This window comes from Bradyrhizobium sp. CCGB20, assembly GCF_024199855.1.
In the GTDB taxonomy this organism is placed as follows: domain Bacteria; phylum Pseudomonadota; class Alphaproteobacteria; order Rhizobiales; family Xanthobacteraceae; genus Bradyrhizobium.
In genome coordinates, this window is record NZ_JANADN010000001.1 from 5,739,243 (window position 1) to 5,765,239 (window position 25,997).

The 25,997-nt window shown below is 63.6% G+C and carries 37 protein-coding genes; 3 read left to right on the forward strand and 34 right to left on the reverse strand.

Translation table 11 applies throughout. The features are described from left to right. Positions 1-132: 132 nt before the first annotated feature. Positions 133-1,746 (forward strand): OprO/OprP family phosphate-selective porin, encoded by a 1,614-nt coding sequence (locus NLM15_RS26865; RefSeq protein ID WP_254120440.1) that lies wholly within the window; start codon positions 133-135, stop codon positions 1,744-1,746. A gap of 177 nt (positions 1,747-1,923) precedes the next feature. On the opposite strand, the gene NLM15_RS26870 is transcribed toward NLM15_RS26865, so the two are convergent. Further along, on the reverse strand, positions 1,924-2,301 hold the full coding sequence (locus NLM15_RS26870; protein ID WP_254120442.1) for a helix-turn-helix domain-containing protein: 378 nt from the start codon (positions 2,299-2,301) through the stop codon (positions 1,924-1,926). A 121-nt stretch (positions 2,302-2,422) separates the two neighbouring features. On the opposite strand from NLM15_RS26870, the gene NLM15_RS26875 reads away from it, so the two are divergent. Together NLM15_RS26875 and NLM15_RS26880 are read left to right on the forward strand one after the other, a co-directional pair. Next, the gene (locus NLM15_RS26875) at positions 2,423-3,436 is read left to right on the forward strand and encodes a zinc-binding alcohol dehydrogenase family protein (RefSeq protein WP_254120444.1); all 1,014 of its coding nucleotides are present in this window, start codon (positions 2,423-2,425) and stop codon (positions 3,434-3,436) included. A 92-nt stretch (positions 3,437-3,528) separates the two neighbouring features. Beyond that, on the forward strand, positions 3,529-4,512 hold the full coding sequence (locus tag NLM15_RS26880) for a tripartite tricarboxylate transporter substrate binding protein (protein WP_254120446.1): 984 nt from the start codon (positions 3,529-3,531) through the stop codon (positions 4,510-4,512). An 18-nt stretch (positions 4,513-4,530) separates the two neighbouring features. Here NLM15_RS26880 and NLM15_RS26885 read toward each other — a convergent pair whose 3' ends face one another. The 33 genes from NLM15_RS26885 to fusA form a co-directional block, all read right to left on the reverse strand. Beyond that, positions 4,531-4,827: a DUF1330 domain-containing protein gene (locus NLM15_RS26885; protein ID WP_254120448.1), complete on the reverse strand. Its 297-nt coding sequence runs from the start codon at positions 4,825-4,827 to the stop codon at positions 4,531-4,533. A 10-nt stretch (positions 4,828-4,837) separates the two neighbouring features. Then, positions 4,838-5,626, reverse strand: a complete 789-nt coding sequence (locus tag NLM15_RS26890) for an SDR family NAD(P)-dependent oxidoreductase (RefSeq protein WP_254120450.1) — start codon at positions 5,624-5,626, stop codon at positions 4,838-4,840. Positions 5,627-5,706: 80 nt separating this feature from the next. Then, a complete protein-coding gene (locus NLM15_RS26895) occupies positions 5,707-6,546 on the reverse strand; it encodes a cytochrome c (protein WP_254120452.1) in 840 nt (279 codons plus the stop codon). Positions 6,547-6,666: 120 nt separating this feature from the next. After that, positions 6,667-7,083 (reverse strand): 50S ribosomal protein L17, encoded by a 417-nt coding sequence (gene rplQ, locus NLM15_RS26900; RefSeq protein WP_254120454.1) that lies wholly within the window; start codon positions 7,081-7,083, stop codon positions 6,667-6,669. A gap of 122 nt (positions 7,084-7,205) precedes the next feature. Next, entirely contained in the window at positions 7,206-8,237 is a 1,032-nt protein-coding gene (locus NLM15_RS26905; RefSeq protein ID WP_008136316.1) for a DNA-directed RNA polymerase subunit alpha, read from the reverse strand. A 111-nt stretch (positions 8,238-8,348) separates the two neighbouring features. Then, on the reverse strand, positions 8,349-8,738 hold the full coding sequence (gene rpsK / locus NLM15_RS26910) for a 30S ribosomal protein S11 (RefSeq protein ID WP_007603045.1): 390 nt from the start codon (positions 8,736-8,738) through the stop codon (positions 8,349-8,351). 123 nt (positions 8,739-8,861) lie between these two features. Then, a complete protein-coding gene (gene rpsM / locus NLM15_RS26915) occupies positions 8,862-9,230 on the reverse strand; it encodes a 30S ribosomal protein S13 (protein ID WP_014494511.1) in 369 nt (122 codons plus the stop codon). Between the two features lie 185 nt (positions 9,231-9,415). Then, entirely contained in the window at positions 9,416-10,294 is an 879-nt protein-coding gene (locus NLM15_RS26920) for an adenylate kinase (protein WP_254120456.1), read from the reverse strand. After that, positions 10,291-11,415: a preprotein translocase subunit SecY gene (locus NLM15_RS26925; RefSeq protein ID WP_254120458.1), complete on the reverse strand. Its 1,125-nt coding sequence runs from the start codon at positions 11,413-11,415 to the stop codon at positions 10,291-10,293. The genes NLM15_RS26920 and NLM15_RS26925 overlap by 4 nt, the downstream gene beginning before the upstream one ends. Before the next feature lie 83 nt (positions 11,416-11,498). Continuing rightward, positions 11,499-12,830: a preprotein translocase subunit SecY gene (gene secY / locus NLM15_RS26930; RefSeq protein WP_028152980.1), complete on the reverse strand. Its 1,332-nt coding sequence runs from the start codon at positions 12,828-12,830 to the stop codon at positions 11,499-11,501. A gap of 148 nt (positions 12,831-12,978) precedes the next feature. After that, positions 12,979-13,464, reverse strand: a complete 486-nt coding sequence (gene rplO / locus NLM15_RS26935) for a 50S ribosomal protein L15 (RefSeq protein WP_018322273.1) — start codon at positions 13,462-13,464, stop codon at positions 12,979-12,981. 75 nt (positions 13,465-13,539) lie between these two features. Continuing rightward, positions 13,540-13,734 carry a 50S ribosomal protein L30 gene (gene rpmD / locus NLM15_RS26940; protein WP_011088137.1) on the reverse strand — a complete coding sequence of 65 codons (195 nt, stop codon included), beginning with the start codon at positions 13,732-13,734 and terminating at the stop codon, positions 13,540-13,542. A 25-nt stretch (positions 13,735-13,759) separates the two neighbouring features. Continuing rightward, positions 13,760-14,356 carry a 30S ribosomal protein S5 gene (gene rpsE / locus NLM15_RS26945; protein ID WP_014494507.1) on the reverse strand — a complete coding sequence of 199 codons (597 nt, stop codon included), beginning with the start codon at positions 14,354-14,356 and terminating at the stop codon, positions 13,760-13,762. A gap of 47 nt (positions 14,357-14,403) precedes the next feature. After that, positions 14,404-14,766: a 50S ribosomal protein L18 gene (gene rplR, locus NLM15_RS26950; protein WP_007603036.1), complete on the reverse strand. Its 363-nt coding sequence runs from the start codon at positions 14,764-14,766 to the stop codon at positions 14,404-14,406. Positions 14,767-14,777: 11 nt separating this feature from the next. After that, entirely contained in the window at positions 14,778-15,311 is a 534-nt protein-coding gene (rplF, locus tag NLM15_RS26955) for a 50S ribosomal protein L6 (protein WP_254120459.1), read from the reverse strand. A 16-nt stretch (positions 15,312-15,327) separates the two neighbouring features. Further along, on the reverse strand, positions 15,328-15,726 hold the full coding sequence (rpsH, locus tag NLM15_RS26960) for a 30S ribosomal protein S8 (RefSeq protein WP_018322269.1): 399 nt from the start codon (positions 15,724-15,726) through the stop codon (positions 15,328-15,330). Between the two features lie 14 nt (positions 15,727-15,740). Continuing rightward, the gene (gene rpsN, locus NLM15_RS26965; protein WP_057745473.1) at positions 15,741-16,046 is read right to left on the reverse strand and encodes a 30S ribosomal protein S14; all 306 of its coding nucleotides are present in this window, start codon (positions 16,044-16,046) and stop codon (positions 15,741-15,743) included. Positions 16,047-16,092: 46 nt separating this feature from the next. Continuing rightward, positions 16,093-16,650: a 50S ribosomal protein L5 gene (gene rplE, locus NLM15_RS26970; protein WP_254120461.1), complete on the reverse strand. Its 558-nt coding sequence runs from the start codon at positions 16,648-16,650 to the stop codon at positions 16,093-16,095. Then, positions 16,643-16,957 carry a 50S ribosomal protein L24 gene (gene rplX / locus NLM15_RS26975; RefSeq protein ID WP_014494502.1) on the reverse strand — a complete coding sequence of 105 codons (315 nt, stop codon included), beginning with the start codon at positions 16,955-16,957 and terminating at the stop codon, positions 16,643-16,645. The genes rplE and rplX overlap by 8 nt, the downstream gene beginning before the upstream one ends. After that, positions 16,957-17,325: a 50S ribosomal protein L14 gene (rplN, locus tag NLM15_RS26980; RefSeq protein ID WP_007603030.1), complete on the reverse strand. Its 369-nt coding sequence runs from the start codon at positions 17,323-17,325 to the stop codon at positions 16,957-16,959. The genes rplX and rplN overlap by 1 nt, the downstream gene beginning before the upstream one ends. 84 nt (positions 17,326-17,409) lie before the next feature. After that, on the reverse strand, positions 17,410-17,658 hold the full coding sequence (gene rpsQ / locus NLM15_RS26985; protein ID WP_007603028.1) for a 30S ribosomal protein S17: 249 nt from the start codon (positions 17,656-17,658) through the stop codon (positions 17,410-17,412). A 13-nt stretch (positions 17,659-17,671) separates the two neighbouring features. After that, positions 17,672-17,878: a 50S ribosomal protein L29 gene (gene rpmC, locus NLM15_RS26990; RefSeq protein WP_011088144.1), complete on the reverse strand. Its 207-nt coding sequence runs from the start codon at positions 17,876-17,878 to the stop codon at positions 17,672-17,674. A 5-nt stretch (positions 17,879-17,883) separates the two neighbouring features. Then, on the reverse strand, positions 17,884-18,297 hold the full coding sequence (gene rplP, locus NLM15_RS26995) for a 50S ribosomal protein L16 (RefSeq protein ID WP_008136349.1): 414 nt from the start codon (positions 18,295-18,297) through the stop codon (positions 17,884-17,886). A 30-nt stretch (positions 18,298-18,327) separates the two neighbouring features. Further along, on the reverse strand, positions 18,328-19,053 hold the full coding sequence (rpsC, locus tag NLM15_RS27000) for a 30S ribosomal protein S3 (RefSeq protein WP_018647246.1): 726 nt from the start codon (positions 19,051-19,053) through the stop codon (positions 18,328-18,330). Between the two features lie 18 nt (positions 19,054-19,071). Further along, complete coding sequence (gene rplV, locus NLM15_RS27005) at positions 19,072-19,458, reverse strand: 50S ribosomal protein L22 (RefSeq protein ID WP_008136353.1); 387 nt, start codon at positions 19,456-19,458, stop codon at positions 19,072-19,074. 10 nt (positions 19,459-19,468) lie between these two features. After that, positions 19,469-19,747 (reverse strand): 30S ribosomal protein S19, encoded by a 279-nt coding sequence (rpsS, locus tag NLM15_RS27010; protein ID WP_008136357.1) that lies wholly within the window; start codon positions 19,745-19,747, stop codon positions 19,469-19,471. 12 nt (positions 19,748-19,759) lie between these two features. Further along, positions 19,760-20,593, reverse strand: coding sequence for a 50S ribosomal protein L2 (rplB, locus tag NLM15_RS27015; protein WP_130212056.1), 834 nt, complete (start codon positions 20,591-20,593; stop codon positions 19,760-19,762). Positions 20,594-20,605: 12 nt separating this feature from the next. Beyond that, a complete protein-coding gene (locus NLM15_RS27020) occupies positions 20,606-20,908 on the reverse strand; it encodes a 50S ribosomal protein L23 (RefSeq protein WP_008136362.1) in 303 nt (100 codons plus the stop codon). Further along, on the reverse strand, positions 20,905-21,525 hold the full coding sequence (rplD, locus tag NLM15_RS27025) for a 50S ribosomal protein L4 (RefSeq protein ID WP_011088150.1): 621 nt from the start codon (positions 21,523-21,525) through the stop codon (positions 20,905-20,907). Before rplD ends, NLM15_RS27020 begins: the two co-directional genes overlap by 4 nt. Before the next feature lies 1 nt (position 21,526). Then, positions 21,527-22,240, reverse strand: coding sequence for a 50S ribosomal protein L3 (gene rplC / locus NLM15_RS27030; protein WP_254120463.1), 714 nt, complete (start codon positions 22,238-22,240; stop codon positions 21,527-21,529). Between the two features lie 52 nt (positions 22,241-22,292). After that, on the reverse strand, positions 22,293-22,601 hold the full coding sequence (gene rpsJ / locus NLM15_RS27035) for a 30S ribosomal protein S10 (RefSeq protein WP_002712302.1): 309 nt from the start codon (positions 22,599-22,601) through the stop codon (positions 22,293-22,295). A gap of 82 nt (positions 22,602-22,683) precedes the next feature. Further along, positions 22,684-23,874: an elongation factor Tu gene (tuf, locus tag NLM15_RS27040; RefSeq protein WP_254120464.1), complete on the reverse strand. Its 1,191-nt coding sequence runs from the start codon at positions 23,872-23,874 to the stop codon at positions 22,684-22,686. Between the two features lie 40 nt (positions 23,875-23,914). Next, positions 23,915-25,987: an elongation factor G gene (gene fusA / locus NLM15_RS27045; RefSeq protein ID WP_018322261.1), complete on the reverse strand. Its 2,073-nt coding sequence runs from the start codon at positions 25,985-25,987 to the stop codon at positions 23,915-23,917. Positions 25,988-25,997: the final 10 nt, after the last annotated feature.

A 25,997-nucleotide genomic window follows, 5' to 3' on the forward strand; every position in this document is an offset into this window, starting at 1 on the left:
CGGATTCGGTTGCGGCGAATTTACATCAGTGGGAACCGCGCAATTGGGCGTAGCGTCGCGGGGCAGTCATCGATCACACCTAGGCTCTCCGCCAGCGACTTGGGGAAGTTCGTCTAACGATGGAGGCGTAACGTGAGTAGAACAAGAATTGCAGCCACGGCGATTGGTCTCGCCGGCGCGCTGGCGGCCTCGCAAGCCCAGGCCCAAACGGCAAGCAGCAGCGACCAGGAGATCGCGCTGCTGAAGCAGCAGCTGAAGATGCTGGAGCAGAAGCTCGACAAGCTCCAGAGCCAGACCGCCGCGAATACGGCGGCCACGGCGAAGGCCAGGGCCGAAGCAAAGGCCGAAGCGAAGGCCGAGGCGCGCTCGGAGGCGAAGGCGGTCGTGGCCAATGCGAACGCGACATTCCCGATCAAGGGCGCTCCGCCAGCACCTGGCGTCATCGTCACGATGCCGAACAACCGGCCGACCATCTGCACTGCCGACCAGGCCAACTGCGTCGCCATCACCGGACGCCTGCATTGGGATGTCGGCGGCTATGACTATCGTCCCAATACCGCAGCCACCGTGCCGCAGAAGCTCGACAGCGGCGAGAACGTCCGGCGCGCGCGCATCGGCGTCGCCGGCAAGTTCTTCAACGACTGGAATTTCGCGCTGGTCTACGACTTCGGCGGTTCCTCCGACGGATTTGGCGGCGCGGCCCCGGGCTCGCTGCCGGGCGGCGGCGTCTCCGGCGTCGAGAATGCCTATCTGAGCTATACCGGCCTGAAGCCGTTCGGCGGCAGGATGGCGATCGAGGCCGGCATCATGGACCTGCCCTACACTCTGGACGAGGCCACGAGCTCCAACGACATCATGTTCATGGAGCGTGCTTCGCCCGGCGTCATCGCCACGAACATCGCCGCCGGTGACTTCCGCTCCGCGGCCGGCACGCGCTGGTACAACGACCAGCTCTGGATCGGCGGCTATGTCACGGGACCGTCGACCGGTGCGATCCATTCCGCCTCGAGCGCGGCACCGGCGGGCACCAGCGAGCAATATGGCGCCGTGGCGCGCATTGCCGGCAATCCGATCAGCGGCAAGGACTATTCGGTGCATATCGGCGTCGATGCGGAATGGCTGATCCAGCCGCCGCGCAATCTGATCGCGAACACACAGACGCTGACGCTGAGCGATCGTCCGGAGCTGCGCATCGATCCGACGACGTTGATCTCGACCGGCGCGATGGCCAATGTCTCGGGCGCGCAGGTCTACAGCGTCGAAGCGGCGGCGACCTACGGTCCGCTCATCGTTCAGGGCGAGTACTTCTGGTACAATATCGACCGCAGTGCGAATACATCGGTGCTACCGACCGGCTTGCCGAGCCTGAAATTCCAGGGCGGCTATGCGCAGGCCGGCTACGTGCTGACCGGCGAAGGCCGGACCTACAACGCAGCGAATGCGGCTTATAACGGCGTCAAGCCGGCACATCCGTTCTCGCTCGACGGCGGCGGCTGGGGCGCTTGGGAGATCGCGGGGCGATTCTCGACGATCGACCTCAACGATCAGCTCGCAACCGCCAACGGCGTCGCCGGCGGACGGCAGACGGTCTACACGCTCGCGCTCAACTGGTACGTCAACGGCAATGTCCGCTTCATGCTCGACTATCTGCATGGCACGGTGTCGAGGCAGGCCTCGCCGGTCTCGACCGCCAATGTCGGCTCGAACTTCGACGCGGTCGCGATGCGCACGCAGTTCGCGTTCTGAGACACAACTGTCGTCCCGGGGCGCGCGAAGCGCGAACCCGGGACCCATAACCACAGGGAGCGCTTTGGCGAAGACTCTTCGTTGGTACTGCGACCAATCACAACCGCAAGATCACGCGGTATGGGTCCCTGCGTTCGCAGGGACGACACGGAGAGGTTGGCAACAGCGTCTCTAAAGTCACGCCGCGCGCTTCGGCTTCTTCGCGACCTCCGGTGCCGGCGCACATGAGAGCCGCTGCTGATGGCTCTCGCCCCAGGCCTTCAAAATATCGATCACCGGCTTGAGGCTCTCGCCCAGCTCGGAGAGGCAATACTCCACGCGCGGCGGCACCTCAGCATAGACCTTGCGGATGACGAGCTTGTCCTCCTCCAGCGCGCGAAGCTGTTTTGTCAGCATGCGCTGGGTGATGCCGGGCATCCGGCGGCGCAATTCGCCGAAGCGCTGGGTGCCGTCCTGGAGGTGATAGAGGATCACGCCCTTCCACTTGCCATCGATCAGATCCAGCGTCGCCTCGACCGAGCAGCCGGGACGACGGGCAAAGTCGCGCCGTTTCATGCGTGTTTTCCCAATAGTATCCAAACAGGGACTATATCCCCGAATTTACAGTACTTGCCAAATCGGAGCTAGAGCGACAGTTAGGACCGCAGGCGAGCACGCCATCTGATGGAGACAAGCCATGAAGGCCGTCGGCTACAAGAAATCGCTTCCGATCGAGGATCAGGACGCGTTGTTCGATTTCGAGACCGCAAAACCCGAGCCCAAAGGGCGCGACATTCGCGTCGCCGTGAAGGCGATCTCGGCCAACCCGGTCGATTACAAGGTGCGCAAGCGCGCCGCGCCGCCCGAGGGCGAGACCAAGATCCTGGGCTATGACGCGGCCGGTGTCGTCGATGCCGTGGGTCCCGAGGTCACGCTGTTCAAGCCGGGCGACGAGGTGTTTTACGCCGGCTCGATCCTGCGCCAGGGCACCAATGCCGAATTCCATCTCGTCGACGAACGCATCGTCGGCAACAAGCCGAAGAGCCTGTCGTTCGCGCAGGCCGCAGCCCTCCCCCTCACCTCCATCACCGCCTGGGAGCTGCTGTTCGATCGTCTCGGCGCGGTGCCGGGCAAGAGTGTCGATCCACGCACGCTCCTGATCACCGGAGGTGCCGGTGGCGTCGGCTCGATCCTGATCCAGCTTGCGCGCCGCCTCACCGGGCTCACGGTGCTCGCGACCGCGACGCGGCCGGAATCGCAGAAGTGGTGCCTCGATCTCGGCGCGCATGCCGTGATCGACCACGGCAAGCCGATGAAGGAGCAGATCGAGAAGCTGAAGCTGCCGCCGGTCGCGCTGGTGGCGAGCCTCACCTTCACCGATCAGCATTACAAGGCGATCGCCGAGTACATGGCGCCGCAGGGCCGGTTCGGCCTGATCGACGATCCCCCGGAATTCGCCATGAGCACGTTCAAAGGCAAGGCGATCTCGGTGCACTGGGAATCGATGTTCACGCGCTCCTCGTTCCAGACATCAGACATGATCGCGCAGCATTATCTGCTCAACGACGTCGCCGATCTCATCGACAAGGGCGTGCTGCGCACCACGCTCGACCAGACCTTTGGCACGATCAGTGCCGCCAACCTCAAGCGCGCGCACGCGCTGCTCGAGAGCGGCAAGTCGCGCGGGAAGATCGTGCTGGAGGGGTGGTAGTTTTCAGCACCCGGCCGCTTCCAAGCGGCCGGCCCTCTCTGTTACGATCGCTCGCCCGCTGAGCCGGGCGACGATTGTGAGGGACGAGCTGAATGAGCTTCTGGGCGAAAAGAACGATTCTTGCGACTGCCTTCGCTGCTGCCGCGATGCTCGACGGAAAGCTGGCTCTTGCCGACGACTATCCCGACAGACCGCTGCAACTGGTCGTGCCGTTTCCGCCTGGAGGCGCCTCCGACGTGGTCGCGCGCATCATCGGCGGCGAGCTAGAGGCCCGGCTCGGCAAGCCCGTCATCGTCATGAACCGTCCGGGCGGCGGCACCACGATCGCGGGCAAGGAGGTCGCGCGCGCCGCCCCCGACGGCTACACCCTGTTCTTCAGCTCCAACTCGACCTTCACCCTGCCGGCGGCCGTCAAGGAAAGCGTGCCTTACGATGCGGCCAAGGATTTCGAGCCGCTGGGGCAAGTCGGCAAGATCACGCTGGTGCTGGTCACCTACAAGGACAATCCGATCAAGGATCTGGCCGCGCTCGTCGCGGAAGCCAAGGCCAATCCGGACAAGCTGTCGCTCGCGTCCTTTGGTGCCGCGACGGTGTCGCACTTCGCAGGCGAGCTGTTCAAGTCGAGCGCAGGCATCAAGATGGTGCATCTGCCATACAAGGGCAGCGCGCCCGCGATGAACGATCTGATCGGCAAGCACATCCAGTATCACGTCGACACCGTGATTGCGGTCAAGCCGCAACTCGACGCCGGCACGGTGCGTGTGCTCGCGGCGTTCTCGGCCAAGCGCACGCCCTTCCTACCTGACGTGCCGACCCTCGCCGAGCTCGGCTATTCCGGCATCGATTTCTCGTCCTGGGGAGCTGTCGTCACGCCGAAGGGGCTTCCGCCGGCCGTGCGGGACAAGTTGACCACCACGTTGGAAGACACCATCAACAACCCCTCCGTGGTCGAGCGTTTCTCCAAGGTCGGCTTCGAGCCGGGCTTCGCGCGCTACAACGACTGGGCCTCGGCGATCAACAAGGAGACCGCGGAGATGAAGCAGATTGCTCAGACCGCGGGGATCAAGGAGGATTAGCCCTCCCCGCACGCTTGCCTAGGACGGCAACACGCCCTCGACGAACAGCAGCCGGCGCTCCAGCGCCGTCTGCCGCAGCTTGAGCGCCTCGGCATATTCCGCCGAGTCGTACCATTCCCGCGCGCGAGCCATCGACGGAAATTCCACGATGACGATGGTCTTCGGCGGCGGGCCGCCCTCCACCACTTCCGCAGCACCGCCGCGCACGAGGTAGCGACCGCCATATTGCGCGATGGTTTGGGCGGCGAGCGTGCGATAGGCCTCCATCGCGGCTTGATCGCGCGCCTCGACCTCGGAGATCACATAGGCCGGCATAGACACAGTCTCAAGCAATCGTATTGACGATACCGCCTTCCGCGCGCAGCGCCGCGCCGTTGGTGGCGGATGCTTCCTTCGAAGCGACATAAACCACCATGTTGGCGATCTCGTCGACGCTGGCGAAGCGTTGGATCAGCGAGCTCGGGCGATGCTGCTTGACGAAATTGGCCGCAGCCTCATCGACCGACTGGCCGTTCTGTTTCGCGAGATCCTTCACAAAGGTCTCGACGCCTTCCGACATGGTCGGGCCCGGCAGCACGGAATTGACGGTGACGCCGGTGCCACGGGTGAGCTGCGCGAGGCCCCGCGCGACCGAGAGCTGCGCCGTCTTGCTCATGCCGTAGTGGATCATCTCGACGGGAATGTTGAGCCCGGACTCCGATGAGATGAAGACGATGCGGCCCCAGTTGCGCTTCAGCATGCCCTTCATATAGGCACGCGACAGCCGCACGCCGCTCATGACGTTGACCTCGAAGAAGCGGCTCCAGTCCTCGTCCGGGATGTCGAAGAAATCCTTCGGCTCGAAGATGCCGGCATTGTTGATGAGGATGTCGACCTCGGGCAGCGCCGCCACGAGCGCCTTGCAGCCCGAAGCGGTCGAAACGTCGGCGGCGATGCCGCGGACCTTGGCGCCCGTCCCTTCCAGCTTGCGCACCGCGGCATCGACCTTGTCCTGGCCGCGACCGTTGATCACGACGCTCGCACCCGAGCCAGCAAGGCCTCTTGCAATGGCGTGGCCGATGCCGGCGGTCGAGCCGGTCACGAGCGCGGTCTTTCCGGAAAGGTCGATCTTCATGAATTATCTCCAATGATGTTGACGGAGATATCGTGCGCTGCACTTGCAGCTTCAATCGTCCCTCACTGATGCGTGAGGATTTAGCTGCGCGGTGGCAGCGTCCTGAGAAAGGCGACGATCGCATCGAGATCCTGGGCCGTCATGCTGGCATAGGCAGCATAAGCCATCGGCGGCTTGAGCTTGTGACCATCGCGCGCGATGCCTTGCGTAATCGCACGTTTGATTTCGTCGTCGCTCCATTCGCCCAGGCCGACCGCTCGATCGGGGGTGATGTTGGGAGAAACCGACTCGCCCCACGGCCCCCTGAACGTCCGGCCGCCCTTGCCGCTCGCCGCGGCGAAATCGTGCACGGCGGACGGGCCTTCCGGCGTATGGCATTCCAGGCAATGGGCGATGGTCAACAGATAACGGCCGCGCGCGAGCTTATCGGACAGCTCCTGCTCGCTCGCCTGCTTGCCGGCATAGGTCGGCACCTCCGGCTTCAGCGCGATCTTGTATTCCGGCGCCGGCATCTCGTGGCGCACGGATGGTACCGAGCGCAAATAAGCCGTGAGCGCGTCGAGATCGCGGCCCGTGAGCACGGTGTAGAACGCGGTCGGCATAATCGGCGCGACCTTGGTGCCATCAGGCCTGATGCCGCTGACGAGGAAACGCTTCAGCTCGGCATCGCTCCACTTGCCGATGCCGGTGTCCTGGTCCGGCGTGATGTTGGAGCCGGAAACCTTGAACGCAGGCTCGTCGAAAACCTGGCTGCCGCCCGACAGCGCACGCGAGAGATCGAGCCCTTGCGGCCCGCGCGGCGTATGGCAGTTGTGGCAGACCATCACGCTGTTGACGAGATAGGCGCCGCGCTCGACCATAGTCTCGCCAAGGGCCGGCGACGTCAGCAGCGCCAGCGCAATCCCAAACACAATCCTCATCGAGAGCTCCCCGGCCGGAACCGCGTCCAACAAAACGATGCGCAGCATGAGATGCCGCCGCGCCATACAAAAAAGCGGCGCCCAGGGGCGCCGCTTTCTGAAAACTCGGTACGGGTCGGCTTACGCCGCCTCGGCTTCCTTCTCCAGCACCGGGCCGGAGTCCTGCCCCTTGGCATCGACGTCGCGATCGACGAACTCGATCACGGCCATCGCGGCGTTGTCGCCGTAGCGGAAGCCGGCCTTGATGATGCGGGTGTAGCCACCCTGGCGATCCTTGTAGCGGGGCGCCAATACATCGAACAGCTTCTTGACCTGGTCCTTGTCGCGCATCTCGGAGATCGCCTGGCGGCGCATGGCCAGCCCACCCTTCTTGCCGAGGGTGACGAGCTTCTCGACGATCGGACGGAGCTCCTTGGCCTTGGGCAGCGTGGTGACGATCTGCTCGTGCTTGATCAGCGCGGCGCACATGTTGGCGAACATCGCGCGGCGATGCTCGGCCGTGCGGTTGAGCTTCCGATGAACCTTGCCGTGACGCATGTGACTATTCCTTAGGTATGAACTGCCGCGACGGTTCGTCGGACCAGTTGCTCAGGTGGGCTTCCTGCGTTCGCCCATAAAAATCGCGGCCGGAATGTCCGGCCGCGACGGTGAAAAGCGGATCAGTAGTGATCCTCGAAGCGCTTGGCGAGCTCGTCGATGTTCTCCGGCGGCCAGCCCGGCACTTCCATGCCGAGGTGCAGACCCATCTGGGCCAGCACTTCCTTGATCTCGTTCAGCGACTTGCGGCCGAAGTTCGGGGTGCGGAGCATTTCCGCTTCGCTCTTCTGCACGAGGTCGCCGATGTAGACGATGTTGTCGTTCTTCAAGCAGTTGGCCGAACGCACCGAGAGCTCGAGCTCGTCCACCTTCTTGAGGAAGGCCGGGTTGAAGGCGAGGTCCGGGATGATCTCCTGGGCGACTTCCTTGCGCGGCTCTTCGAAGTTGACGAACACGTTGAGCTGATCCTGCAGGATGCGCGCGGCGTAAGCCACGGAGTCATCCGGCGAGATCGCGCCGTTGGTCTCGATCGTCATGGTCAGCTTGTCGTAGTCGAGGATCTGGCCCTCGCGGGTGTTCTCGACCTTGTAGGAGACCTTGCGGACCGGCGAGTACAGGCTGTCGACCGGGATCAGGCCGATCGGCGCGTCCTCGGGACGGTTGCGCTCGGCGGGCACGTAGCCCTTGCCGGTGGCGACCGTGAACTCCATGCGGATCTCGGCGCCCTCGTCGAGCGTGCAGATCTGGAGGTCGGGGTTGAGCACGACGACGTCGCCCACGGTCTGGATGTCGCCGGCGGTGACGACGCCCGGGCCCTGCTTCTTCACGACCATGCGCTTGGGGCCTTCGCCCTGCATCTTGATCGAGATGTCCTTGATGTTGAGCACGATGTCGGTGACGTCCTCACGGACGCCCGCGATCGAGGAGAACTCGTGCAGCACGCCGTCGATGTGCACCGACTGCACCGCCGCGCCCTGGAGCGAGGAGAGCAGGATGCGGCGCAGCGCGTTGCCGAGCGTCTGGCCGAAGCCGCGCTCGAGCGGCTCGGCGACGATGGTCGCGAAACGGTTCGAATCGCTGCCGGGCGTGACCTGCAGCTTGTTCGGTCGAATCAGTTCTTGCCAATTTTTCTGGATCGTCACTGTTTCACCCATACAGGCCAGTCAATTTGACAGTTCAAATACTGGCGTTGGAGAAAGGCCGCAGATCATTCCCGCGGCTTCGCAAAAAGTCATTGCGGGCGCCAATGCGCCCGCAATGCCGTATCAAACGCGCCGACGCTTGCGGGGACGGCAACCGTTGTGCGGGATCGTGGTCACGTCGCGGATCGAGGTGACGGTGAAGCCCGCGGCTTGGAGCGCGCGGAGCGCCGACTCGCGGCCCGAACCGGGACCGGCGACTTCGACTTCCAGCGTGCGCATGCCGTGCTCCTGCGCCTTCTTGGACACGTCCTCGGCAGCAACCTGCGCGGCATACGGGGTCGACTTGCGCGAACCCTTGAAGCCCATCGTGCCGGCGGAGGACCAGGCAATCGTGTTGCCCTGCGCGTCGGTGATGGTGATGGTCGTGTTGTTGAACGACGAGTTCACGTGCGCGACGCCGGAGGCGATGTTCTTGCGCTCACGACGACGAACGCGGGTGGCTTCCTTGCCCATAGACTACCTTTCCTGAAGATCTCAAACGCCGCCGTAATGCCAGCGGCTACACCTGTGGAACGAAAGGCGCGCGGCGAACGGGCTATCCCCTGTTCGCCGCACGCCGCGACTGAATTCGAAAACTTACTTCTTCTTGCCGGCGATGGCCTTGGCCGGCCCCTTGCGCGTGCGCGCATTGGTGTGGGTACGCTGGCCGCGCACCGGCAGACCGCGACGATGACGCAGGCCGCGATAGCAGCCGAGGTCCATCAGACGCTTGATGTTGATGCCGACCTCACGACGCAGGTCGCCCTCGACGAGGTAGTCGCGGTCGATCACTTCGCGGATCTGGAGCACTTCGGCATCGCTGAGCTGATTGACGCGGCGATCCTCGGGGATCTTGACCTTCTCCAGGATCTCACCGGCGATCTTCTGACCGATGCCATGGATGTACTGAAGCGCGATCAGCACGCGCTTGTTGGTGGGAATGTTCACGCCGGCAATACGGGCCACGGCCTTCTCTCCTGTCGCCGGTCCTCGTCAGGACCGGGCTTTAAGTGCTTGTGTTCTCGGGCAGGTGTTCACAAACGCGAACACGACGCCCACCCCCGGTCTTCCTGGGGCCCGGCATCGTCTGAAACTATCCGACTTGGATGCGGGGCTTATTAGGGGATTCAGGGGGCTTTCGTCAACCGCTGCTAGCGTTTGGCTCGCTTTTTCGTGACCTTTTTTGGTCCCTTCTTCGAACCTTTTTTGACGGCCTTCTTGGCGGTCTTTTTGACCGCCTTTTTGGCCGTTTTCTTGGCTGTCTTCTTGGCGCCCTTCACGGCCTTCTTGGCGGCCTTTTTGGCAGTTTTGGCCGATTTGGCAGCCTTTTTGGCTGCTTTCGCCGGCTTTTTGGCCGATTTCTTCGCTGACGTCTTGGTTCCCCTGGCCTTCTTGGCCGGCGCCGCCTTGGCCGCGCTCCGGGCGTGCGTCTTGGGCTCGACCGCCCCGAGCGCCAGGAGCTGGCGGTGAATGGCGCGGGTGACCTCGTCGATGGCCATCATGCCGTCGATGGTCGAGAGCTTCCGCCGCTCGGAATAGTAGTGAATCAGCGGTTCCGTCTGGTTGCGGTAGTTGGCTAACCGCTTGGTCAGGACCTCCGGGGTGTCATCGACCCGAACCTCCTCCCCGCGTTCCCGCATCTGGGCGACGCGAGTCTCGACGCGGCTCAGGAGTGCGCTCTCGTTGACGCGGAGCTCGATCACGGCGTCAAGCTTGAGATGCTTGTGCCTGAGCAGCTCATCCAGCGCCTCGGCCTGCGGCACGGTGCGCGGGAAGCCGTCGAGGATGAAGCCGTTCCTGGCGTCCGGCTGGTCGATGCGGTCGGAGATGATTCCCACCACGACTTCGTCAGGCACGAGGCTGCCGCTGGCCATGATCTCCTTGGCCTTCAGACCGACCGGCGTTCCCGCCGCAACAGCCGCGCGCAGCATCTCGCCGGTCGACAGCTGGACGATGCCATAGCGCTGCACCAGCAGCTGCGCCTGGGTCCCCTTGCCCGACCCCGGCGGTCCCAGCAGTATAATTCTCATCGGCGTACGCCCCCCGGATTGGTGAGCGATACGTCGCGCACCTGTGTTTTGATATCAAGCGCGGTGCAAACCACAACGAGCAGCGCACCACCACTGACGACCATACTATAAGGCAGAGCCATCCCGTAAAGCTCGAAGACCTCCGGAATCAACTGCAGCGCAGTCAGGTAGACGGCTCCCACGACCGTCGTCAATGACACGACGCGATCGAGATAGTCGGCCGTCGCCTCGCCAGGCGCTACACCGGGAATTGCGCCGTTACGCTGCGCCAGCGATTTGGCCGTGTATTCGGGATCGACGACATAGGCCGTGTAGACGAACGCGAGCACGAATACGGCGATTGACACGAGGATCATATGCACCGGCTGCCCCAGCTGGAGGTGCTGGTAGGCCGCCGCGACCAGGGGATGATCGCCACCCACAACGAAGCCGGCGAAGGCAAGCGGCAGAAAGAAAATCCACGGCGCCACGGTAACCGGAAGCAAGAACCCGGCGCTGTTGAGCTTGATAGGCAGCATTGCATCGCGCACCGGCAGTTGCCGCGTGCCGACGCTGCGTGCACCGAACTGGACCGGAATATTTCGCCGCGCGCCTTCGACGAGCACGATCACGACGACGGTCACGATCCAGAATACGACGTGGCCGAGGACGAGATTGCCCGAGATCGCTCCCTGCTGGAGAAGTTCCATGATGCCGGCGATGTTGCGCGGAATGGAGACGAGAAAGTTGGCACTCAAGATCAGAGCCAGGCCGTTGCCGATCCCGTAGCGGGTCATCTGCTCGCTGAGCCAAACCAGGACGAAGACGCCGCCAACGATCGACGCGGTCGCGGCGAGGACCGGCCATTCGTCCGGATCAGGGACCAGCGCCGGAATTGTCTGGATGGCCGAGGCGTAGCCGTAGGCCTGGAAGGTGGAAAACACCAGCGTCAGGATCAGCGTATAGCGCGCGATGCTGCGCCGGCCGCGCTCGCCGGATCTTTCGAGCGCATTCAGGCGCCGCCACACCAGCGTGAGCAGCCTAATGACGATCGCTGCGTTCAGATAAGGAAGGATGCCGAGCGCGAAGATCGACAGGCGGACCATCTCGTTGGCCGAGAACGACAGGCTCGGCTGGCCCATCCCGACAAACGGGATCTGCGTGCCGAGCCTGAAAAGGAGCAGCGCGCCAATCGTGAAAGCGATTCGGCGCGCAAGCTCACTGCTCATCTACGGCGACCGCGCAGCTTCGACTTCCGGATCAGGCCCTCATACTGATGGGCCAGCAGATAGCCCTGCACCTGCGCCACCGTGTCCATGGTGACGCTGACGACGATCAGCAGCGAGGTGCCGCCGAAGTAGAACGGCACCGAGGCATAGGAGATCAGGATTTCCGGGATCAAGCAGACGATCGCCAGATAGATCGCACCGAGCACGGTGATGCGCGACAGCACGTAGTCGATATATTCGGCGGTGCGCTCGCCCGGACGGATGCCGGGGATGAAGCCGCCGTGCTTCTTCAGATTGTCCGCGGTCTCGGTCGGGTTGAACACGATCGCGGTGTAGAAGAACGCGAAGAACACGATCAGCGCGAGATACATGATCAGGAACAGCGGACGGCCGTGGCCGAGCTGGGTCGTGATCCACTGGAACCATTCCGGTCCGCTGCCCGCGTTGAAGTTCGCAACCGTGGTCGGCAGCAGCAGCAGCGAGGACGCGAAGATCGGCGGGATCACGCCGGAGGTGTTGAGCTTGAGCGGCAGATGCGAGGACTGGCCCTCGAACATCTTGTTGCCGACCTGGCGCTTCGGATACTGGATCAGCAGCCGGCGCTGGGCGCGTTCCATGAACACGATGAAGGCGATCACGGCGACCGCCATGATGATGACGACCAGGATCAGGCCGGTCGACATCGCGCCCTGACGGCCGAGCTCGAGCATGTTGGCGAGCGCCGCGGGCAGCTCGGCGACGATGCCGGCGAGAATGATCAGCGAGATGCCGTTGCCGATGCCGCGCGAGGTGATCTGCTCACCCAGCCACATCAGGAACATGGTGCCGCCGGTCAGCGTGATCGCCGTGGACAGGCGGAAGAACATGCCGGGGTCGCTGACGACGTTGCCGGCGCCTTCGAGGCCCACCGCGATGCCGTAGGACTGGAACGCGGCCAGGATCACCGTGAGATAGCGGGTGTACTGGTTCAGCAGCTTGCGGCCGGACTCACCTTCCTTCTTCAGCGCCTCGAGCTGCGGCGAGACGGTGGTGAGGAGCTGGATGATGATCGAGGCCGAGATATACGGCATGATGTTCAGCGCGAAGATAGCCATGCGGTGGATGCCGCCGCCGGCGAACATGTTGAACATGCCGAGAATGCCGCCCGCCTGGGAACGGAACACCTGCTCCCAGATGTTGGGATCGATGCCGGGCAGCGGGATGTAGGTCCCGAGCCGATAAACGAGCAGCGCACCCAGGGTGAACCAGATGCGCTTCTTCAGTTCGTCAGCCTTGGCAAACGCACCGAAATTGAGATTGGCTGCCAGTTGTTCCGCTGCAGAGGCCATCTTGGACTTTCTCCCGCCGCCTTTTGCGCCGTTATGCCCGCGGCCGGGCTACTCTAGCGGACGCCGGACATTATCTGGGGCTCGGCTTCGATAAGTCCACGTCCCGCATGCGTAAAGGCCCGCGAGCCGCGGGCCAATGACGCAGTTGTTACGCCGCCTCGCCTTCTTCCTTGGCGGGGGCGAGGATCTTCACCGAGCCGCCGGCCTTCTCGACCGCGGCAATCGCGGTCTTGGTGGCGCCATGCACTTCGATGTTGAGCTTCGACTTGAGCTCGCCGCGGCCGAGCAGCCGCAGGCCGGCCTTGGCGCGGCGCAGCACGCCGCCCTTCACCAGGGCCTCGACGTTCACGACGCTGCCGGCGTCGATCTTCTTGGCATCGACCGCTTCCTGGAGCCGGTCGAGATTGATCTCGGCGAACTCGACGCGGAAGATGTTGTTGAAGCCGCGCTTGGGCAGACGGCGATGCATCGGCATCTGGCCGCCTTCGAAACCCTTGATGCGCACGCCCGAACGCGCGGTCTGGCCCTTGCCGCCGCGGCCGGACTGCTTGCCCTTACCCGAACCGATGCCGCGGCCGACGCGCATACGCTTCTTGCGCGAGCCGGCGTTGTCGGCGATATCGCTGAGCTTCATCGCCCTTCTCCTTGTATCTTGCGCGCGATCTTCACCGAAAACCGATGACCGCTTTTCGGGATCGTGCGCCGCTTCTTACTTCTCGTCGACGATGCGGACGAGATGGTGAACCTTCTCGATCATGCCGCGGACTGCCGGGGTGTCCGGCAGTTCGCTGGTGCGGCCGATCTTGTTGAGCTTGAGCCCGATCAGCGTCGAACGCTGCGAGTGATGGCGGCGGATCGCGCTGCCGGTCTGCTCGAGCTTGATCGTCTTTGCGGCCTTGGCCATGGGAGTCTACTCCGAAAAGCTTCCGTTAGTCGGCAGCCGCCTCGGCGTCACCACCGATACGGCGGGACTGGAGGGTGGACACCTTGATGTTGCGGCGGGCTGCGACCGAGCGCGGCGAATCCTGATGCTTCAGCGCGTCGAAGGTGGCGCGAACCATGTTGTACGGGTTCGACGAGCCGATCGACTTCGCCACCACGTCCTGGACGCCGAGCGTCTCGAACACGGCGCGCATCGGGCCGCCGGCGATGATGCCGGTACCGGCCGGGGCTGCACGCAGGTAGACACGGCCCGCGCCGTGACGGCCGGCGATGTCGTGATGGAGCGTGCGGCCTTCGCGCAGCGAGACGCGGGTCAGGTTGCGCTTGGCGGACTCGGTTGCCTTGCGGATCGCCTCGGGCACTTCGCGCGCCTTGCCGTGACCGAAGCCGGCGCGGCCCTTCTGATCGCCAATCACGACCAGCGCTGCGAAGCCGAAGCGCTTGCCGCCCTTGACGACCTTGGCCACGCGGTTGATGTGGACGAGCTTGTCGACGAACTCGCTGTCGCGCTCCTCGCGCTCCCTGCGTTCACGTCCGCCGCCGCGTTGATCGCGTCCACCACGTTGTTCGCGTTCAGCTGCCATGGTTTTTCCAATCCTTCAGAGGCTTGCGCCTCAATCCTCAAATTCTGTTAGAAGCTCAGCCCGCTCTCACGCGCTGCGTCGGCAAGAGCCTTGACGCGCCCGTGATAGAGGTAGCTGCCGCGATCGAACACGACTTCCTTGACACCCTTCTCGGCGGCGCGCTCGGCCAGCAGCTTGCCGACCGCCTTCGCCGCATCGATGTCGGCGCCGGTCTTGCCGCCGTCGCGCATCGACTTCTCGAGCGACGAGGCAGAGGCCAGCGTCTCGCCCTTCAGGTCGTCGATGACCTGGGCGTAGATGTGCTTGGACGAGCGGAACACCGACAGGCGCGGACGGCCGCCACCGGAGCGGCGCAGCTTCAGCCGCACACTCCGCTTGCGCCGGGCATTCGTAACCTTGGCTTTGGACATGACCGGCTCCGTTACTTCTTCTTGCCTTCCTTGCGGAAGATGAATTCGCCAACATACTTCACGCCCTTGCCCTTGTAGGGCTCCGGCGGGCGATAGGCGCGGATTTCGGCCGCGACCTGGCCGACGCGCTGGATGTCGCTGCCGGTCACCGTGATCTCGGTCGGCTTCGGCACCGTGATCGTGATCCCTTCCGGGATCGCGTAGACCACGTCGTGGCTGTAGCCGAGCGCGAGCTGCAGGTTCTTGCCCTGCATCGCGGCGCGGTAACCGACGCCGGTGATTTCGAGCTTCTTCTCGAAGCCCTTGGTGACGCCTTCGACCAGATTCGCGACCTGGGCGCGAGCGGTACCGTACAGGGCCCGCGCGCGGTTGGTCTCGAGCCGCGGCTTGACCTTGATCTGGCCGCTCTCGAGCTTCACCTCGACGTCGTCATGGACGACGAACTGAAGCTGGCCCTTCGGCCCCTTCATCTTGACGGTCTGCCCATCGACGGTCGCGGTAACACCCGACGGAACCGCCACAGGCCTTTTGCCAACACGTGACATGGATCAAAAATCCTTCTCAGAACACCGTGAAGAGGACTTCACCGCCCACATTCGCGTCGCGCGCGCTGTGGTCGGCCATGATCCCCTTCGGCGTCGACAACACCGAAATGCCGAGCCCGTTGTTGACGCGCGGCAGGTTCTTCACCGAGGCGTAAACGCGGCGCCCGGGCTTGGAGACACGTTCGATCTCGCGGATGACGGGCTCGCCGTCGAAATACTTCAGCTCGATCTCGATCTCGCTGCGGCCCGAGGAGTGCTCGAGCGTGGCGTAGCCGCGGATGTAGCCCTCGGACTTGAGGACCTCCAACACGTTCTCGCGCATCTTCGAACCAGGCGTGGACACCTTGGTCTTCGAGCGCATCTGCGCGTTGCGGATGCGGGTGATCAGATCGCTGATTGGATCGTGCGTAGACATCTAAACGACCCTCCTTACCAGCTCGACTTCACGAGGCCCGGGACCATGCCCTTGGAGCCAAGGTCGCGCAGCGCGATACGGGACAGCTTGTTCTTGCGGTAGTTCGAGCGCGGGCGGCCCGACAGCTCGCAACGCAGACGGATGCGGGTCGCCGACGAATTGCGCGGCATTTCCGCCAGCTTCAGGGTCGCGGCGAACCGCTCCTCCATCGGCAGCGTCTTGTCGGCGATGATCGCCTTCAACCGCTCGCGCTTCGGGGCGGCGTTCTTCACCATCCGCTTGCGCCGGTTGTTCTTCTCGACTGAACTCTTCTTTGCCATGCTTGGCTCCTGGGTATCCGCGTTTGAGAGGCTTTAGGTCAGCGTCTCACTGCCGGAACGGGAAATTGAAAGCGGTCAACAAGGCCCTCGCCTCTTCGTCGGTCTTGGCCGTGGTGCAGACGGTGATGTCCATACCGCGGGCTTCCGTGACCTTGTCGAAGTCGATCTCGGGGAAAATGATGTGCTCCTTGATGCCGAGCGAGTAGTTGCCGCGGCCGTCAAAGCTCTTCGGGTTCAGGCCGCGGAAGTCGCGGACGCGCGGCAGCGCGACCGTCACCAGGCGATCGATGAACTCGTACATGTGGGCCTTGCGCAGCGTGACCTTGCAGCCAATCGGCTGGTTCTCACGCAGCTTGAAGGTCGCGATCGCGATACGCGAGTAGGTCACGATCGCCTTCTGGCCGGCGATCTGGGTCAGCTCGGCAGCGGCGTTCTCGGCCTTCTTGCGGTCGTTGACGGAATCGCCAACGCCCATGTTCAGAACGACCTTGTCCAGGCGCGGAACCTGCATGACGTTCTCATAACCGAACTTCTCGGTCATCGCCGTGCGGATCTTCGCATCGTATTCCGCGCGCAGGCGCGGCGTGTAAGCGGCCTCAGCCATCGATCTCAGCTCCCGAGCTCTTGGCGATGCGGACCTTCTTGCCGTCCGCCAGAATCTTGAATCCGACGCGGGTCGGCTTTCCGTCCTTGCCGACATACGCGATGTTGGACAGTTGGATCGGCGACTCCTTCGAGATGATGCCGCCCTCCTGGGCCTGCGTCTGCTTCTGGTGACGCTTGACCATGTTGATGCCGCGCACGAGCGCCGTGCCGGCGGCGGGACGCACTTCGAACACTTCGCCGGTGCGGCCCTTGTCGCGGCCGGTCAGCACGACGACCTTGTCGCCCTTGCGGATCTTCGCAGCCATCACAGCACCTCCGGCGCGAGCGAGATGATCTTCATGTGGTTCTTGGCGCGCAGCTCGCGCGGCACGGGCCCGAAGATACGGGTGCCGACCGGCTCGGACTGATTGTTGATCAGGACGGCGGCGTTGCGGTCGAAGCGGATGACCGAACCGTCGGCGCGGCGGATGTCCTTGCGGACGCGCACCACGACGGCCTTCATCACGTCGCCCTTCTTCACCTTGCCACGCGGAATCGCTTCCTTGATCGAGACGACGATGATGTCGCCGATCGTGGCGTAGCGGCGCTTGGAGCCCCCGAGCACCTTGATACACATGACACGGCGTGCGCCAGAATTGTCGGCCACGTCGAGGTTGGTCTGCATCTGAATCATTGATGCACCTCGTCCTCTTTCTAATTGCGCCAGCCCAGCCGGCGCTCAACATTTCCCTGAAGTCAGTCGGCTAAAGCCAACAGATCAGGCGCTTTTCTTGTGCTCGCCCCGGATCACGACCCAGCGCTTCAACTTCGAAATCGGCTTCGATTCCTCGATCCACACCATGTCGCCCGGCTTGAACTCGTTGCTCTCGTCGTGCGCGTGATAGTTCTTCGAACGGCGGATCGTCTTCTTGTAGATCGGGTGCGTGAAGCGGCGATCGACGCGCACCACGATGGTCTTGGCTTGCTTGTCGCTGACGACCACGCCCTGCAAAGTACGTTTCGGCATCTTCGTAAGCCTCTTACTTCTTCTTCGCGCGCGTCTGCGCGGCGACGGTCTTGATCCGGGCGATGTCACGGCGGGCCTCGCGCAGGCGCGAGGTGTTCTCGAGCTGCCCGGTGGCGCGCTGGAAGCGCAGGTTGAAGCGCTCCTTCTTCAGGTTCAGGATGGCGTCATCCTGCTGGTCGGGGCTCATCGCGCGGATGTCTTCGATCTTCATCTGTGCCATGGCCATTACTCCGCAATGCGCTCGACGAAGCGCGTCTTGATCGGCAGCTTGGCGGCCGCCAGGGTCAGCGCTTCACGCGCCGTCTGGGTGTTGACGCCGTCGATCTCGAACAGCACCCGGCCCGGCTTGACGCGCGCGACCCACAATTCCGGCGAACCCTTGCCGGAGCCCATTCGGACTTCGGCCGGCTTCTTCGACACCGGAACGTCGGGGAACACGCGGATCCAGACACGGCCGGCGCGCTTCATGTGACGGGTCAGCGCGCGGCGAGCGGCTTCGATCTGGCGCGCGGTAACGCGCTCAGGCTCGGTCGCCTTCAGGCCGAACTGGCCGAACGCCAACGTCGCGCCCGAAGACGCAACGCCGTGGATGCGGCCCTTATGCGCCTTCCGGAACTTCGTTTTCTTAGGTTGCATCATGGCTTTAAGCCCTCAAATTCCTGTGCGGCTTTAGGCTGCAGCCGTATCGCGGCGCTGACGGCCACCACGATCACCACTGCCGCCCGTCTCGCCTTCGGCCATTCTCTTGTCCTGGGCCATCGGATCGTGCTCGAGGATCTCGCCCTTGAAGATCCAGACCTTGACGCCGCAGGTGCCGAAGGTCGTGAACGCGGTCGCAACGCCGTAATCGATGTCCGCGCGCAGCGTGTGCAGCGGCACGCGACCTTCGCGGTACCACTCCATGCGCGCGATTTCCGCACCGCCCAGACGACCCGAGCAGTTGATGCGGATGCCTTCCGCGCCGAGACGCATCGCCGACTGCACGGCGCGCTTCATGGCACGGCGGAACGCCACGCGGCGCTCCAGCTGCTGCGCGATCGACTCGGCCACCAGCGTCGCATCGAGCTCCGGCTTGCGGATCTCGACGATGTTGATGACGACGTCGGACGAGGTGATGTCCGCGACCCGCTTACGCAGCTTGTCGATGTCGGCGCCCTTCTTGCCGATCACCACGCCCGGACGAGCCGAGTGGATGGTGACGCGGCACTTCTTGTGCGGACGCTCGATCACGATGCGGGCGACGGCCGCCTGCTTGAGCTCCTTGTGCAGGATCTCGCGGATCTTGACGTCCTCATGCAGCAGCTTGCCGTATTCCTGCTTGCCGGCGAACCAGCGGGAATCCCAGGTCCGGTTGATGCCGAGACGCAGACCGATCGGATTGATCTTTTGACCCATCGTTTTCTCCTGCGTCCCTTAAGCCGCTGCTTCGGCTTCGACCTGACGAACGATGATCGTCAGCTGCGAAAATGGTTTGTAGACACGGCCCGAGCGGCCACGGCCGCGGGCGGCAAAGCGCTTCATCACGAGGCCGTTGCCGACGAAGGCCTGCGCCACGACGAGATCGTCGACGTCGAGGTCGTGGTTGTTCTCGGCATTGGCGATAGCCGATTCCAGGCACTTCTTCACGTCGACCGCGATCCGCTTGCGCGAAAACTGCAGATCGGCGAGCGCAGCAGCTGCCTTCCGGCCGCGAATGAGCTGGGCGACCAGGTTGAGCTTCTGCGGGCTCACCCGCAGCATCCGGGCGACCGCCTTGGCCTCGTTCTCGGCGAGGCTCCGTTCGCGCTTAGGTTTGCTCATCGTTTAATCCTCAAGCCTTCTTGGCTTTCTTGTCGCCGGAGTGGCCATGGAAGGTCCGGGTCGGCGAGAACTCGCCGAACTTGTGACCGACCATTTCCTCGTTGACGGCCACCGGCACGTGCTTCTGACCGTTGTAGACGCCGAAGGTCAGGCCGACGAACTGCGGCAGGATCGTCGAGCGACGGCTCCAGATCTTGATGACGTCGTGACGGCCGGACGCGCGCGCGGCATCTGCCTTCTTGAGCAGAGAACCCTCGACGAACGGGCCTTTCCAGACTGAACGAACCATGTCCGGCGTTCCTTACTTCTTCCGCTTGTGGCGGCTTAGGAGAATGAATTTGTTGGTCGACTTGTTGGTGCGGGTCTTCTTGCCCTTGGTCGGCTTGCCCCACGGGGTGACCGGGTGGCGGCCGCCCGAGGTACGACCTTCACCACCGCCGTGCGGATGGTCGATCGGGTTCATCGAAACACCGCGGTTGTGCGGCTTGCGGCCCAGCCAACGGTTGCGGCCGGCCTTGCCGATCGAGGTGTTCATGTGATCCGGGTTCGACACCGCGCCGATCGTGCCGCGGCAACGGCCGTGCACCAGGCGCTGCTCGCCCGAGTTCAGGCGGATGATCACGTAGTCCTGGTCGCGGCCGACGAGCTGAGCGTAGGTGCCGGCGGAACGGGCGAGCTGGCCGCCCTTCCCGATCTTGACCTCGATGTTGTGGATGATCGTGCCGACCGGCATGTTGCCGAGCGGCATGACGTTGCCCGGCTTCACGTCGACATAATTGCCGGCAACGACGGAATCACCGACGGCCAAGCGCTGCGGCGCCAGGATATAGGCCTGGGTGCCGTCCTCATACTTGACCAGCGCGATGAACGCGGTGCGGTTCGGATCGTATTCCAGACGCTCGACCGTCGCGGGAGCATCGACCTTGTCGCGCTTGAAGTCGACGGTGCGCAGGGTCTTCTTGTGACCGCCGCCGCGGAAGCGCACGGTGATGCGGCCGGTGTTGTTGCGACCGCCCGAGGAGTGCTTGCCTTCGGTGAGCGCCTTGACCGGCTTGCCCTTGTAGAGGGCCGAACGATCGACCATGACCAGCTGGCGCTGGCCCGGCGTCGTGGGATTGAATGTCTTCAGTGCCATCGTCGTACGACCTTACAGACCGGTGGTCACGTCGATCCGGTGACCCTCTTCGAGAGTCACGATCGCGCGCTTGGAGTTCGACTGCGAGCCGAGATTGCCGCGGAAGACCTTGGTCTTGCCCTTGCGGACCAGCGTGTTGACGCTCTTGACCTTGACGTCGAACAGCTTCTCGATCGCTTCCTTGATCTGCGGCTTGGTCGCCTTCGCAGCCACCTTGAACAGCACCTTGTTGTGCTCCGAGGCGATCGTCGCCTTTTCGGTCACGACCGGCGACAGGATCACGTCGTAGTGGCGAGGCTCGATGTTCTTCGTCATTTGAAGCGCGCCTCCAGCGCATCGATGGCGGCCTTGGTCAGAACGAGCTTCTGACGGCGCAGGATGTCATAGACGTTGATGCCCTGGATCGGCAGCACGTCCATGTTCGGGATGTTGCGGGCCGCAGCGGCAAAGCCGTTGTTGAGCTCGGCGCCGTCGATGATCAGCGCATTGGTCAAGCCGAGGCCCGAGAAGTGACCGAGCAGCGCCTTGGTCTTGGCGGCTTCCAGCGCGGCCTTGTCGATCACCAGCAGATCGCCGTCCTTGGCCTTGGCCGACAGCGCATGCTTGAGAGCGAGCGCGCGGACCTTCTTCGGCAGGTCGGTGGCGTGCGAACGCACCACCGGACCGAAGGCACGGCCACCGCCGCGGAACTGCGGCACGCGGGCCGAGCCGTGACGAGCACCGCCGGTGCCCTTCTGCTTGTACATCTTCTTGCCGGTGCGCCAGATCTCGGCGCGGCCCTTGGCCTTGTGGGTGCCGGCCTGACGCTTGTTGAGCTGCCACTGCACGCAACGCGCAATGATGTCCTGGCGCGGCTCGAGGCCGAAAATGGCGTCGGAAAGCTGGACCGAGCCGGCTTCCTTACCTTCGAGGGTCGTGACCTTCAATTCCATCTCACGCCTCCTGCGCAGCCGGAGCGGCGTCCGCTTCGCCAGCAACCTTGAACTTGCCGGGCTTCGGAGCTTCCTTCGGCAGCGGCTTCTTGACGGCGTCGCGCACGCGGATCCAGCCGCCCTTGGAGCCGGGAACGGCGCCTTCGACGAGGATCAGGCCGCGCTCGACATCGAGCTGAACGACTCGAAGGTTGAGCGTGGTGATGCGATCGACACCCATGTGGCCGGGCATCTTCTTGTTCTTCCAGGTCTTACCGGGGTCCTGACGGCCGCCGGTCGAACCGATCGAGCGGTGCGAGATCGACACACCGTGCGTGGCGCGCAGACCGCCGAAGTTCCAGCGCTTCATGCCGCCGGCGAAGCCCTTACCGACCGAGGTGCCGGTGACGTCGACGAACTGGCCGACGACGAAGTGATCGGCGAGGATCTCGGCGCCAACGGGGATCATGGCATCCGCGGAGACGCGGAATTCCTCGACCCGGCGCTTCGGCTCGACCTTGGCGACCGCGAACTGGCCGCGTTCGGCCTTGGGCATGTAAACGGTCTTGCGGCTGCCAGAACCAAGCTGGAGCGCGACGTAACCGTTCTTCTCTTCGGTGCGGTGGCCTACGACCTGGCAATTGCCGAGCTTCAGCACGGTCACGGGGATATGTTCGCCGGCCTCCGTAAAGACCCGCGTCATCCCGACCTTTTGTGCGATCACTCCGGAGCGCATCGGCTTGCTTCCTGTTCTTTCTGTCCGCTTGCGCGAACGGGATCCAAAAATCTTAGAGCTTGATCTCGACGTCGACACCGGCGGCCAGGTCGAGCTTCATCAAAGCATCGACGGTCTGCGGGGTCGGATCGACGATGTCGAGCAGGCGCTTGTGAGTGCGCATCTCGAACTGCTCGCGGCTCTTCTTGTCGACGTGGGGCGAACGGTTGACGGTGAACTTCTCGATGCGGGTGGGCAGCGGAATGGGTCCGCGGACCTGCGCGCCGGTGCGCTTCGCCGTGTTCACGATCTCGCGGGTCGACGTATCGAGGATACGATGGTCGAACGCCTTGAGACGGATACGAATGTTTTGGCCGTTCATTGCCGTGGTCTCTCTTCAGTGGGTGGCGAATAGCGAATAGCGAATGTCACCATTCGCTACTCGCCGATCCCTATTCTCGTAATTACTCGATGATCGAGGCGACGACGCCGGCGCCGACGGTGCGGCCACCTTCGCGGATCGCGAAGCGGAGCTTCTCTTCCATCGCGATCGGCACGATCAGGTGCACTTCCATCGCGATGTTGTCGCCCGGCATCACCATCTCGGTGCCTTCCGGCAGATGCACGACACCGGTCACGTCGGTGGTGCGGAAGTAGAACTGCGGACGGTAGTTGGTGAAGAACGGGGTGTGGCGACCGCCCTCTTCCTTGGTGAGGATGTAGGCCTCAGCCTTGAACTTCGTGTGCGGCTTGACCGAACCCGGCTTGCACAGCACCTGGCCGCGCTCGACGTCCTCGCGCTTGGTGCCGCGGAGCAGCGCGCCGATGTTGTCGCCGGCCTGGCCCTGATCGAGCAGCTTGCGGAACATTTCGACGCCGGTAACCGTGGTCTTCTGCGTGGCGCGCAGACCGACGATCTCGATTTCCTCGCCGACCTTGACGATGCCGCGCTCGACACGGCCGGTGACGACGGTGCCGCGGCCCGAGATCGAGAACACGTCTTCAACCGGCATCAGGAACGGCTGGTCGACCGGACGCTCCGGCTGCGGGATGTACGAGTCGACGTTCTTCATCAGCTCGATGATGGCCTCGTGGCCGAGCTTCTTGTCAGAATCTTCGAGAGCGGCGAGCGCCGAACCCTTGATGATCGGGATCTTGTCGCCCGGGAAGTCGTACTTCGAGAGCAGCTCGCGGACTTCGAGCTCGACGAGCTCGAGGAGCTCCGGATCGTCGACCATGTCGCACTTGTTGAGGAACACGACGAGCGCGGGCACACCGACCTGGCGGGCGAGCAGGATGTGCTCGCGGGTCTGCGGCATCGGACCATCAGCGGCCGACACGACCAGGATCGCACCGTCCATCTGGGCGGCGCCGGTGATCATGTTCTTCACGTAGTCGGCGTGGCCGGGGCAGTCGACGTGGGCGTAGTGGCGGTTCGGCGTCTCATACTCGACGTGCGCGGTCGAGATGGTGATGCCGCGGGCCTTCTCCTCCGGCGCCTTGTCGATCTGGTCGTACGCGGTGAACGTCGCACCGCCGGCTTCGGCGAGAACCTTGGTGATCGCCGCGGTCAGCGACGTCTTGCCATGGTCGACGTGACCGATGGTGCCGATGTTGCAGTGCGGCTTGTTACGTTCAAACTTTGCTTTGGCCATTTGACTCTCCGTTCAATCGTCAGTTTTCAACCGACGACAATCAGGCAAACTTCTTCTGGACTTCTGCCGACACGTTGGCCGGCGCTTCTGCGTAGTGGTCGAACTGCATGGTGAAGGTCGCGCGACCCTGGCTCATCGAGCGCAGGTTGTTCACGTAACCGAACATGTTCATGAGCGGCACCATCGCGTTGATGACGTTGGCGTTGCCGCGCATGTCCTGACCCTGGATCTGACCGCGCCGGGAATTCAGGTCGCCGATGACCGAGCCGGTGTAGTCTTCCGGGGTCACCACTTCGACCTTCATGATCGGCTCGAGCAGGACGGACTTGCCCTTCTGCAGCGCTTCGCGGAATGCCGCGCGCGATGCGATTTCGAAGGCGAGCGCCGACGAGTCGACGTCGTGATACTTGCCGTCGACGAGCTGAACCTTGACGTCGACCACGGGGAAGCCCGCGACGACACCAGAGCTCATCACGCTGTTGAGGCCCTTTTCGACGCCGGGGATGTATTCCTTCGGAACCGCACCGCCGACGATCTTGGACTCGAACTCGTAGCCCTTGCCGGGCTCGTTCGGCTCGACCACGATCGACACTTCCGCGAACTGACCGGTACCGCCGGTCTGCTTCTTGTGGGTGTACTTGACCTCGGCCTTCTTGGTGACGCGCTCACGGAACGCAACCTGCGGCGCGCCGATGTTGGCGTCGACCTTGTAGGTACGCTTGAGGATGTCGACCTTGATGTCGAGATGGAGTTCGCCCATGCCCTTGAGGATGGTCTGGCCGGACTCCTGGTCGGTCGACACGCGGAAGGACGGATCCTCCGCGGCGAGCTTCGCCAGCGCCACGCCCAGCTTTTCCTGGTCGGCCTTGGACTTCGGCTCGATCGCGATCTCGATGACCGGCTCGGGGAATTCCATCTTCTCCAGGATCACCTGCTTGTCGGGATCGCACAGCGTGTCACCGGTGCGCGCTTCCTTCAGGCCGGCCAGCGCGACGATGTCGCCGGCATAGGCTTCCTTGATGTCTTCGCGGTTGTTCGCATGCATCAGCAGCATGCGCCCGATGCGCTCCTTCTTCTCGCGCGTCGAGTTCACGACGCCGGTGCCGCTCTGCAGGACGCCGGAGTAGATGCGGCAGAAGGTGATGGTGCCGACGAACGGGTCGTCCATGATCTTGAACGCGAGCAGCGCGAGCGGCTCCTTGTCGTCGGCCTTGCGCACGACCTCGTTGCCACGGTCGTCGGTGCCCTTGATCGCGGGCACGTCGATCGGCGACGGCAGATAGTCGACGACGGCGTCGAGCAGCGGCTGCACGCCCTTATTCTTGAAGGCCGAGCCGCACAGCACGGGATAGAACGCGCCGGTCAGCACCGCCTTGCGGATCAGCCGCTTCAGCGTCTCTTCGTCCGGCTCCTTGCCGTCGAGATAGGCGGCCATGGCGTCGTCGTCGAGCTCGACGGCGGCTTCCACCATCTTCTCGCGATATTCCTTGGCCTGCTCGACCAGATCTTCCGGGATGTCGACATAGTCGAACTTCGCGCCGAGCGATTCATCGTTCCAGATGATGCCCTGCATCTTCACGAGGTCGACGAGACCTTTGAAGTTATTCTCGGCACCGATCGGAAGCTGGATCGCGATCGGCTTGGCGCCAAGGCGGTCGACGATGTCGGCCAGGCACTTGAAGAAGTCGGCGCCGGTCTTGTCCATCTTGTTGGCGAAGACGATGCGCGGAACCTTGTACTTGTCGCCCTGGCGCCAGACGGTCTCGGTCTGGGGCTCGACGCCCTGGTTCGAGTCGAGCACGCAGACGGCGCCGTCGAGCACGCGCAGCGAACGCTCGACTTCGATGGTGAAGTCGACGTGGCCGGGAGTGTCGATGATGTTCAGGCGCTTGCCGGCCCAGAATGCGGTGGTCGCAGCCGAGGTGATCGTGATGCCACGCTCCTGCTCCTGCTCCATCCAGTCCATCGTCGCGGCACCTTCGTGCACTTCGCCGATCTTGTGGCTCTTGCCGGTGTAATAGAGGATGCGCTCGGTGGTCGTGGTCTTGCCGGCATCGATATGCGCCATGATACCGAAATTGCGGTAGTTCTCTATGGCATGAACGCGAGGCATGGGCTGTTCC

Coding starts and splice junctions, on each gene's coding strand:
- NLM15_RS26870 (WP_254120442.1), bottom strand. CDS start 2,301: ATGAAACGGCGCGACTTTGCCCGTCGTCCCGGCTGCTCGGTCGAGGCG.
- NLM15_RS26875 (WP_254120444.1), top strand. CDS start 2,423: ATGAAGGCCGTCGGCTACAAGAAATCGCTTCCGATCGAGGATCAGGAC.
- NLM15_RS26880 (WP_254120446.1), top strand. CDS start 3,529: ATGAGCTTCTGGGCGAAAAGAACGATTCTTGCGACTGCCTTCGCTGCT.
- NLM15_RS26885 (WP_254120448.1), bottom strand. CDS start 4,827: ATGCCGGCCTATGTGATCTCCGAGGTCGAGGCGCGCGATCAAGCCGCG.
- NLM15_RS26890 (WP_254120450.1), bottom strand. CDS start 5,626: ATGAAGATCGACCTTTCCGGAAAGACCGCGCTCGTGACCGGCTCGACC.
- NLM15_RS26895 (WP_254120452.1), bottom strand. CDS start 6,546: ATGAGGATTGTGTTTGGGATTGCGCTGGCGCTGCTGACGTCGCCGGCC.
- rplQ (WP_254120454.1), bottom strand. CDS start 7,083: ATGCGTCACGGCAAGGTTCATCGGAAGCTCAACCGCACGGCCGAGCAT.
- NLM15_RS26905 (WP_008136316.1), bottom strand. CDS start 8,237: ATGGGTGAAACAGTGACGATCCAGAAAAATTGGCAAGAACTGATTCGA.
- rpsK (WP_007603045.1), bottom strand. CDS start 8,738: ATGGGCAAGGAAGCCACCCGCGTTCGTCGTCGTGAGCGCAAGAACATC.
- NLM15_RS26920 (WP_254120456.1), bottom strand. CDS start 10,294: ATGAGAATTATACTGCTGGGACCGCCGGGGTCGGGCAAGGGGACCCAG.
- NLM15_RS26925 (WP_254120458.1), bottom strand. CDS start 11,415: ATGGGCCAGCCGAGCCTGTCGTTCTCGGCCAACGAGATGGTCCGCCTG.
- secY (WP_028152980.1), bottom strand. CDS start 12,830: ATGGCCTCTGCAGCGGAACAACTGGCAGCCAATCTCAATTTCGGTGCG.
- rplO (WP_018322273.1), bottom strand. CDS start 13,464: ATGAAGCTCAGCGATATCGCCGACAACGCCGGCTCGCGCAAGAAGCGT.
- rpmD (WP_011088137.1), bottom strand. CDS start 13,734: ATGGCCAAGGCCGCAAAGACGATCAAGCTCGAGCAGACCGGCAGCGCG.
- rpsE (WP_014494507.1), bottom strand. CDS start 14,356: ATGGCAGCTGAACGCGAACAACGTGGTGGACGCGATCAACGCGGCGGC.
- rplR (WP_007603036.1), bottom strand. CDS start 14,766: ATGTCCAAAGCCAAGGTTACGAATGCCCGGCGCAAGCGGAGTGTGCGG.
- rplF (WP_254120459.1), bottom strand. CDS start 15,311: ATGTCACGTGTTGGCAAAAGGCCTGTGGCGGTTCCGTCGGGTGTTACC.
- rpsH (WP_018322269.1), bottom strand. CDS start 15,726: ATGTCTACGCACGATCCAATCAGCGATCTGATCACCCGCATCCGCAAC.
- rpsN (WP_057745473.1), bottom strand. CDS start 16,046: ATGGCAAAGAAGAGTTCAGTCGAGAAGAACAACCGGCGCAAGCGGATG.
- rplE (WP_254120461.1), bottom strand. CDS start 16,650: ATGGCTGAGGCCGCTTACACGCCGCGCCTGCGCGCGGAATACGATGCG.
- rplX (WP_014494502.1), bottom strand. CDS start 16,957: ATGGCTGCGAAGATCCGCAAGGGCGACAAGGTCGTCGTGCTGACCGGC.
- rplN (WP_007603030.1), bottom strand. CDS start 17,325: ATGATTCAGATGCAGACCAACCTCGACGTGGCCGACAATTCTGGCGCA.
- rpsQ (WP_007603028.1), bottom strand. CDS start 17,658: ATGCCGAAACGTACTTTGCAGGGCGTGGTCGTCAGCGACAAGCAAGCC.
- rpmC (WP_011088144.1), bottom strand. CDS start 17,878: ATGGCACAGATGAAGATCGAAGACATCCGCGCGATGAGCCCCGACCAG.
- rplP (WP_008136349.1), bottom strand. CDS start 18,297: ATGATGCAACCTAAGAAAACGAAGTTCCGGAAGGCGCATAAGGGCCGC.
- rpsC (WP_018647246.1), bottom strand. CDS start 19,053: ATGGGTCAAAAGATCAATCCGATCGGTCTGCGTCTCGGCATCAACCGG.
- rplV (WP_008136353.1), bottom strand. CDS start 19,458: ATGAGCAAACCTAAGCGCGAACGGAGCCTCGCCGAGAACGAGGCCAAG.
- rpsS (WP_008136357.1), bottom strand. CDS start 19,747: ATGGTTCGTTCAGTCTGGAAAGGCCCGTTCGTCGAGGGTTCTCTGCTC.
- rplB (WP_130212056.1), bottom strand. CDS start 20,593: ATGGCACTGAAGACATTCAATCCCACGACGCCGGGCCAGCGCCAGCTG.
- NLM15_RS27020 (WP_008136362.1), bottom strand. CDS start 20,908: ATGACGAAGAACATCGAGCCTCGCCACTACGACGTGATCCTGTCGCCG.
- rplD (WP_011088150.1), bottom strand. CDS start 21,525: ATGGAATTGAAGGTCACGACCCTCGAAGGTAAGGAAGCCGGCTCGGTC.
- rplC (WP_254120463.1), bottom strand. CDS start 22,240: ATGCGCTCCGGAGTGATCGCACAAAAGGTCGGGATGACGCGGGTCTTT.
- rpsJ (WP_002712302.1), bottom strand. CDS start 22,601: ATGAACGGCCAAAACATTCGTATCCGTCTCAAGGCGTTCGACCATCGT.
- tuf (WP_254120464.1), bottom strand. CDS start 23,874: ATGGCCAAAGCAAAGTTTGAACGTAACAAGCCGCACTGCAACATCGGC.
- fusA (WP_018322261.1), bottom strand. CDS start 25,987: ATGCCTCGCGTTCATGCCATAGAGAACTACCGCAATTTCGGTATCATG.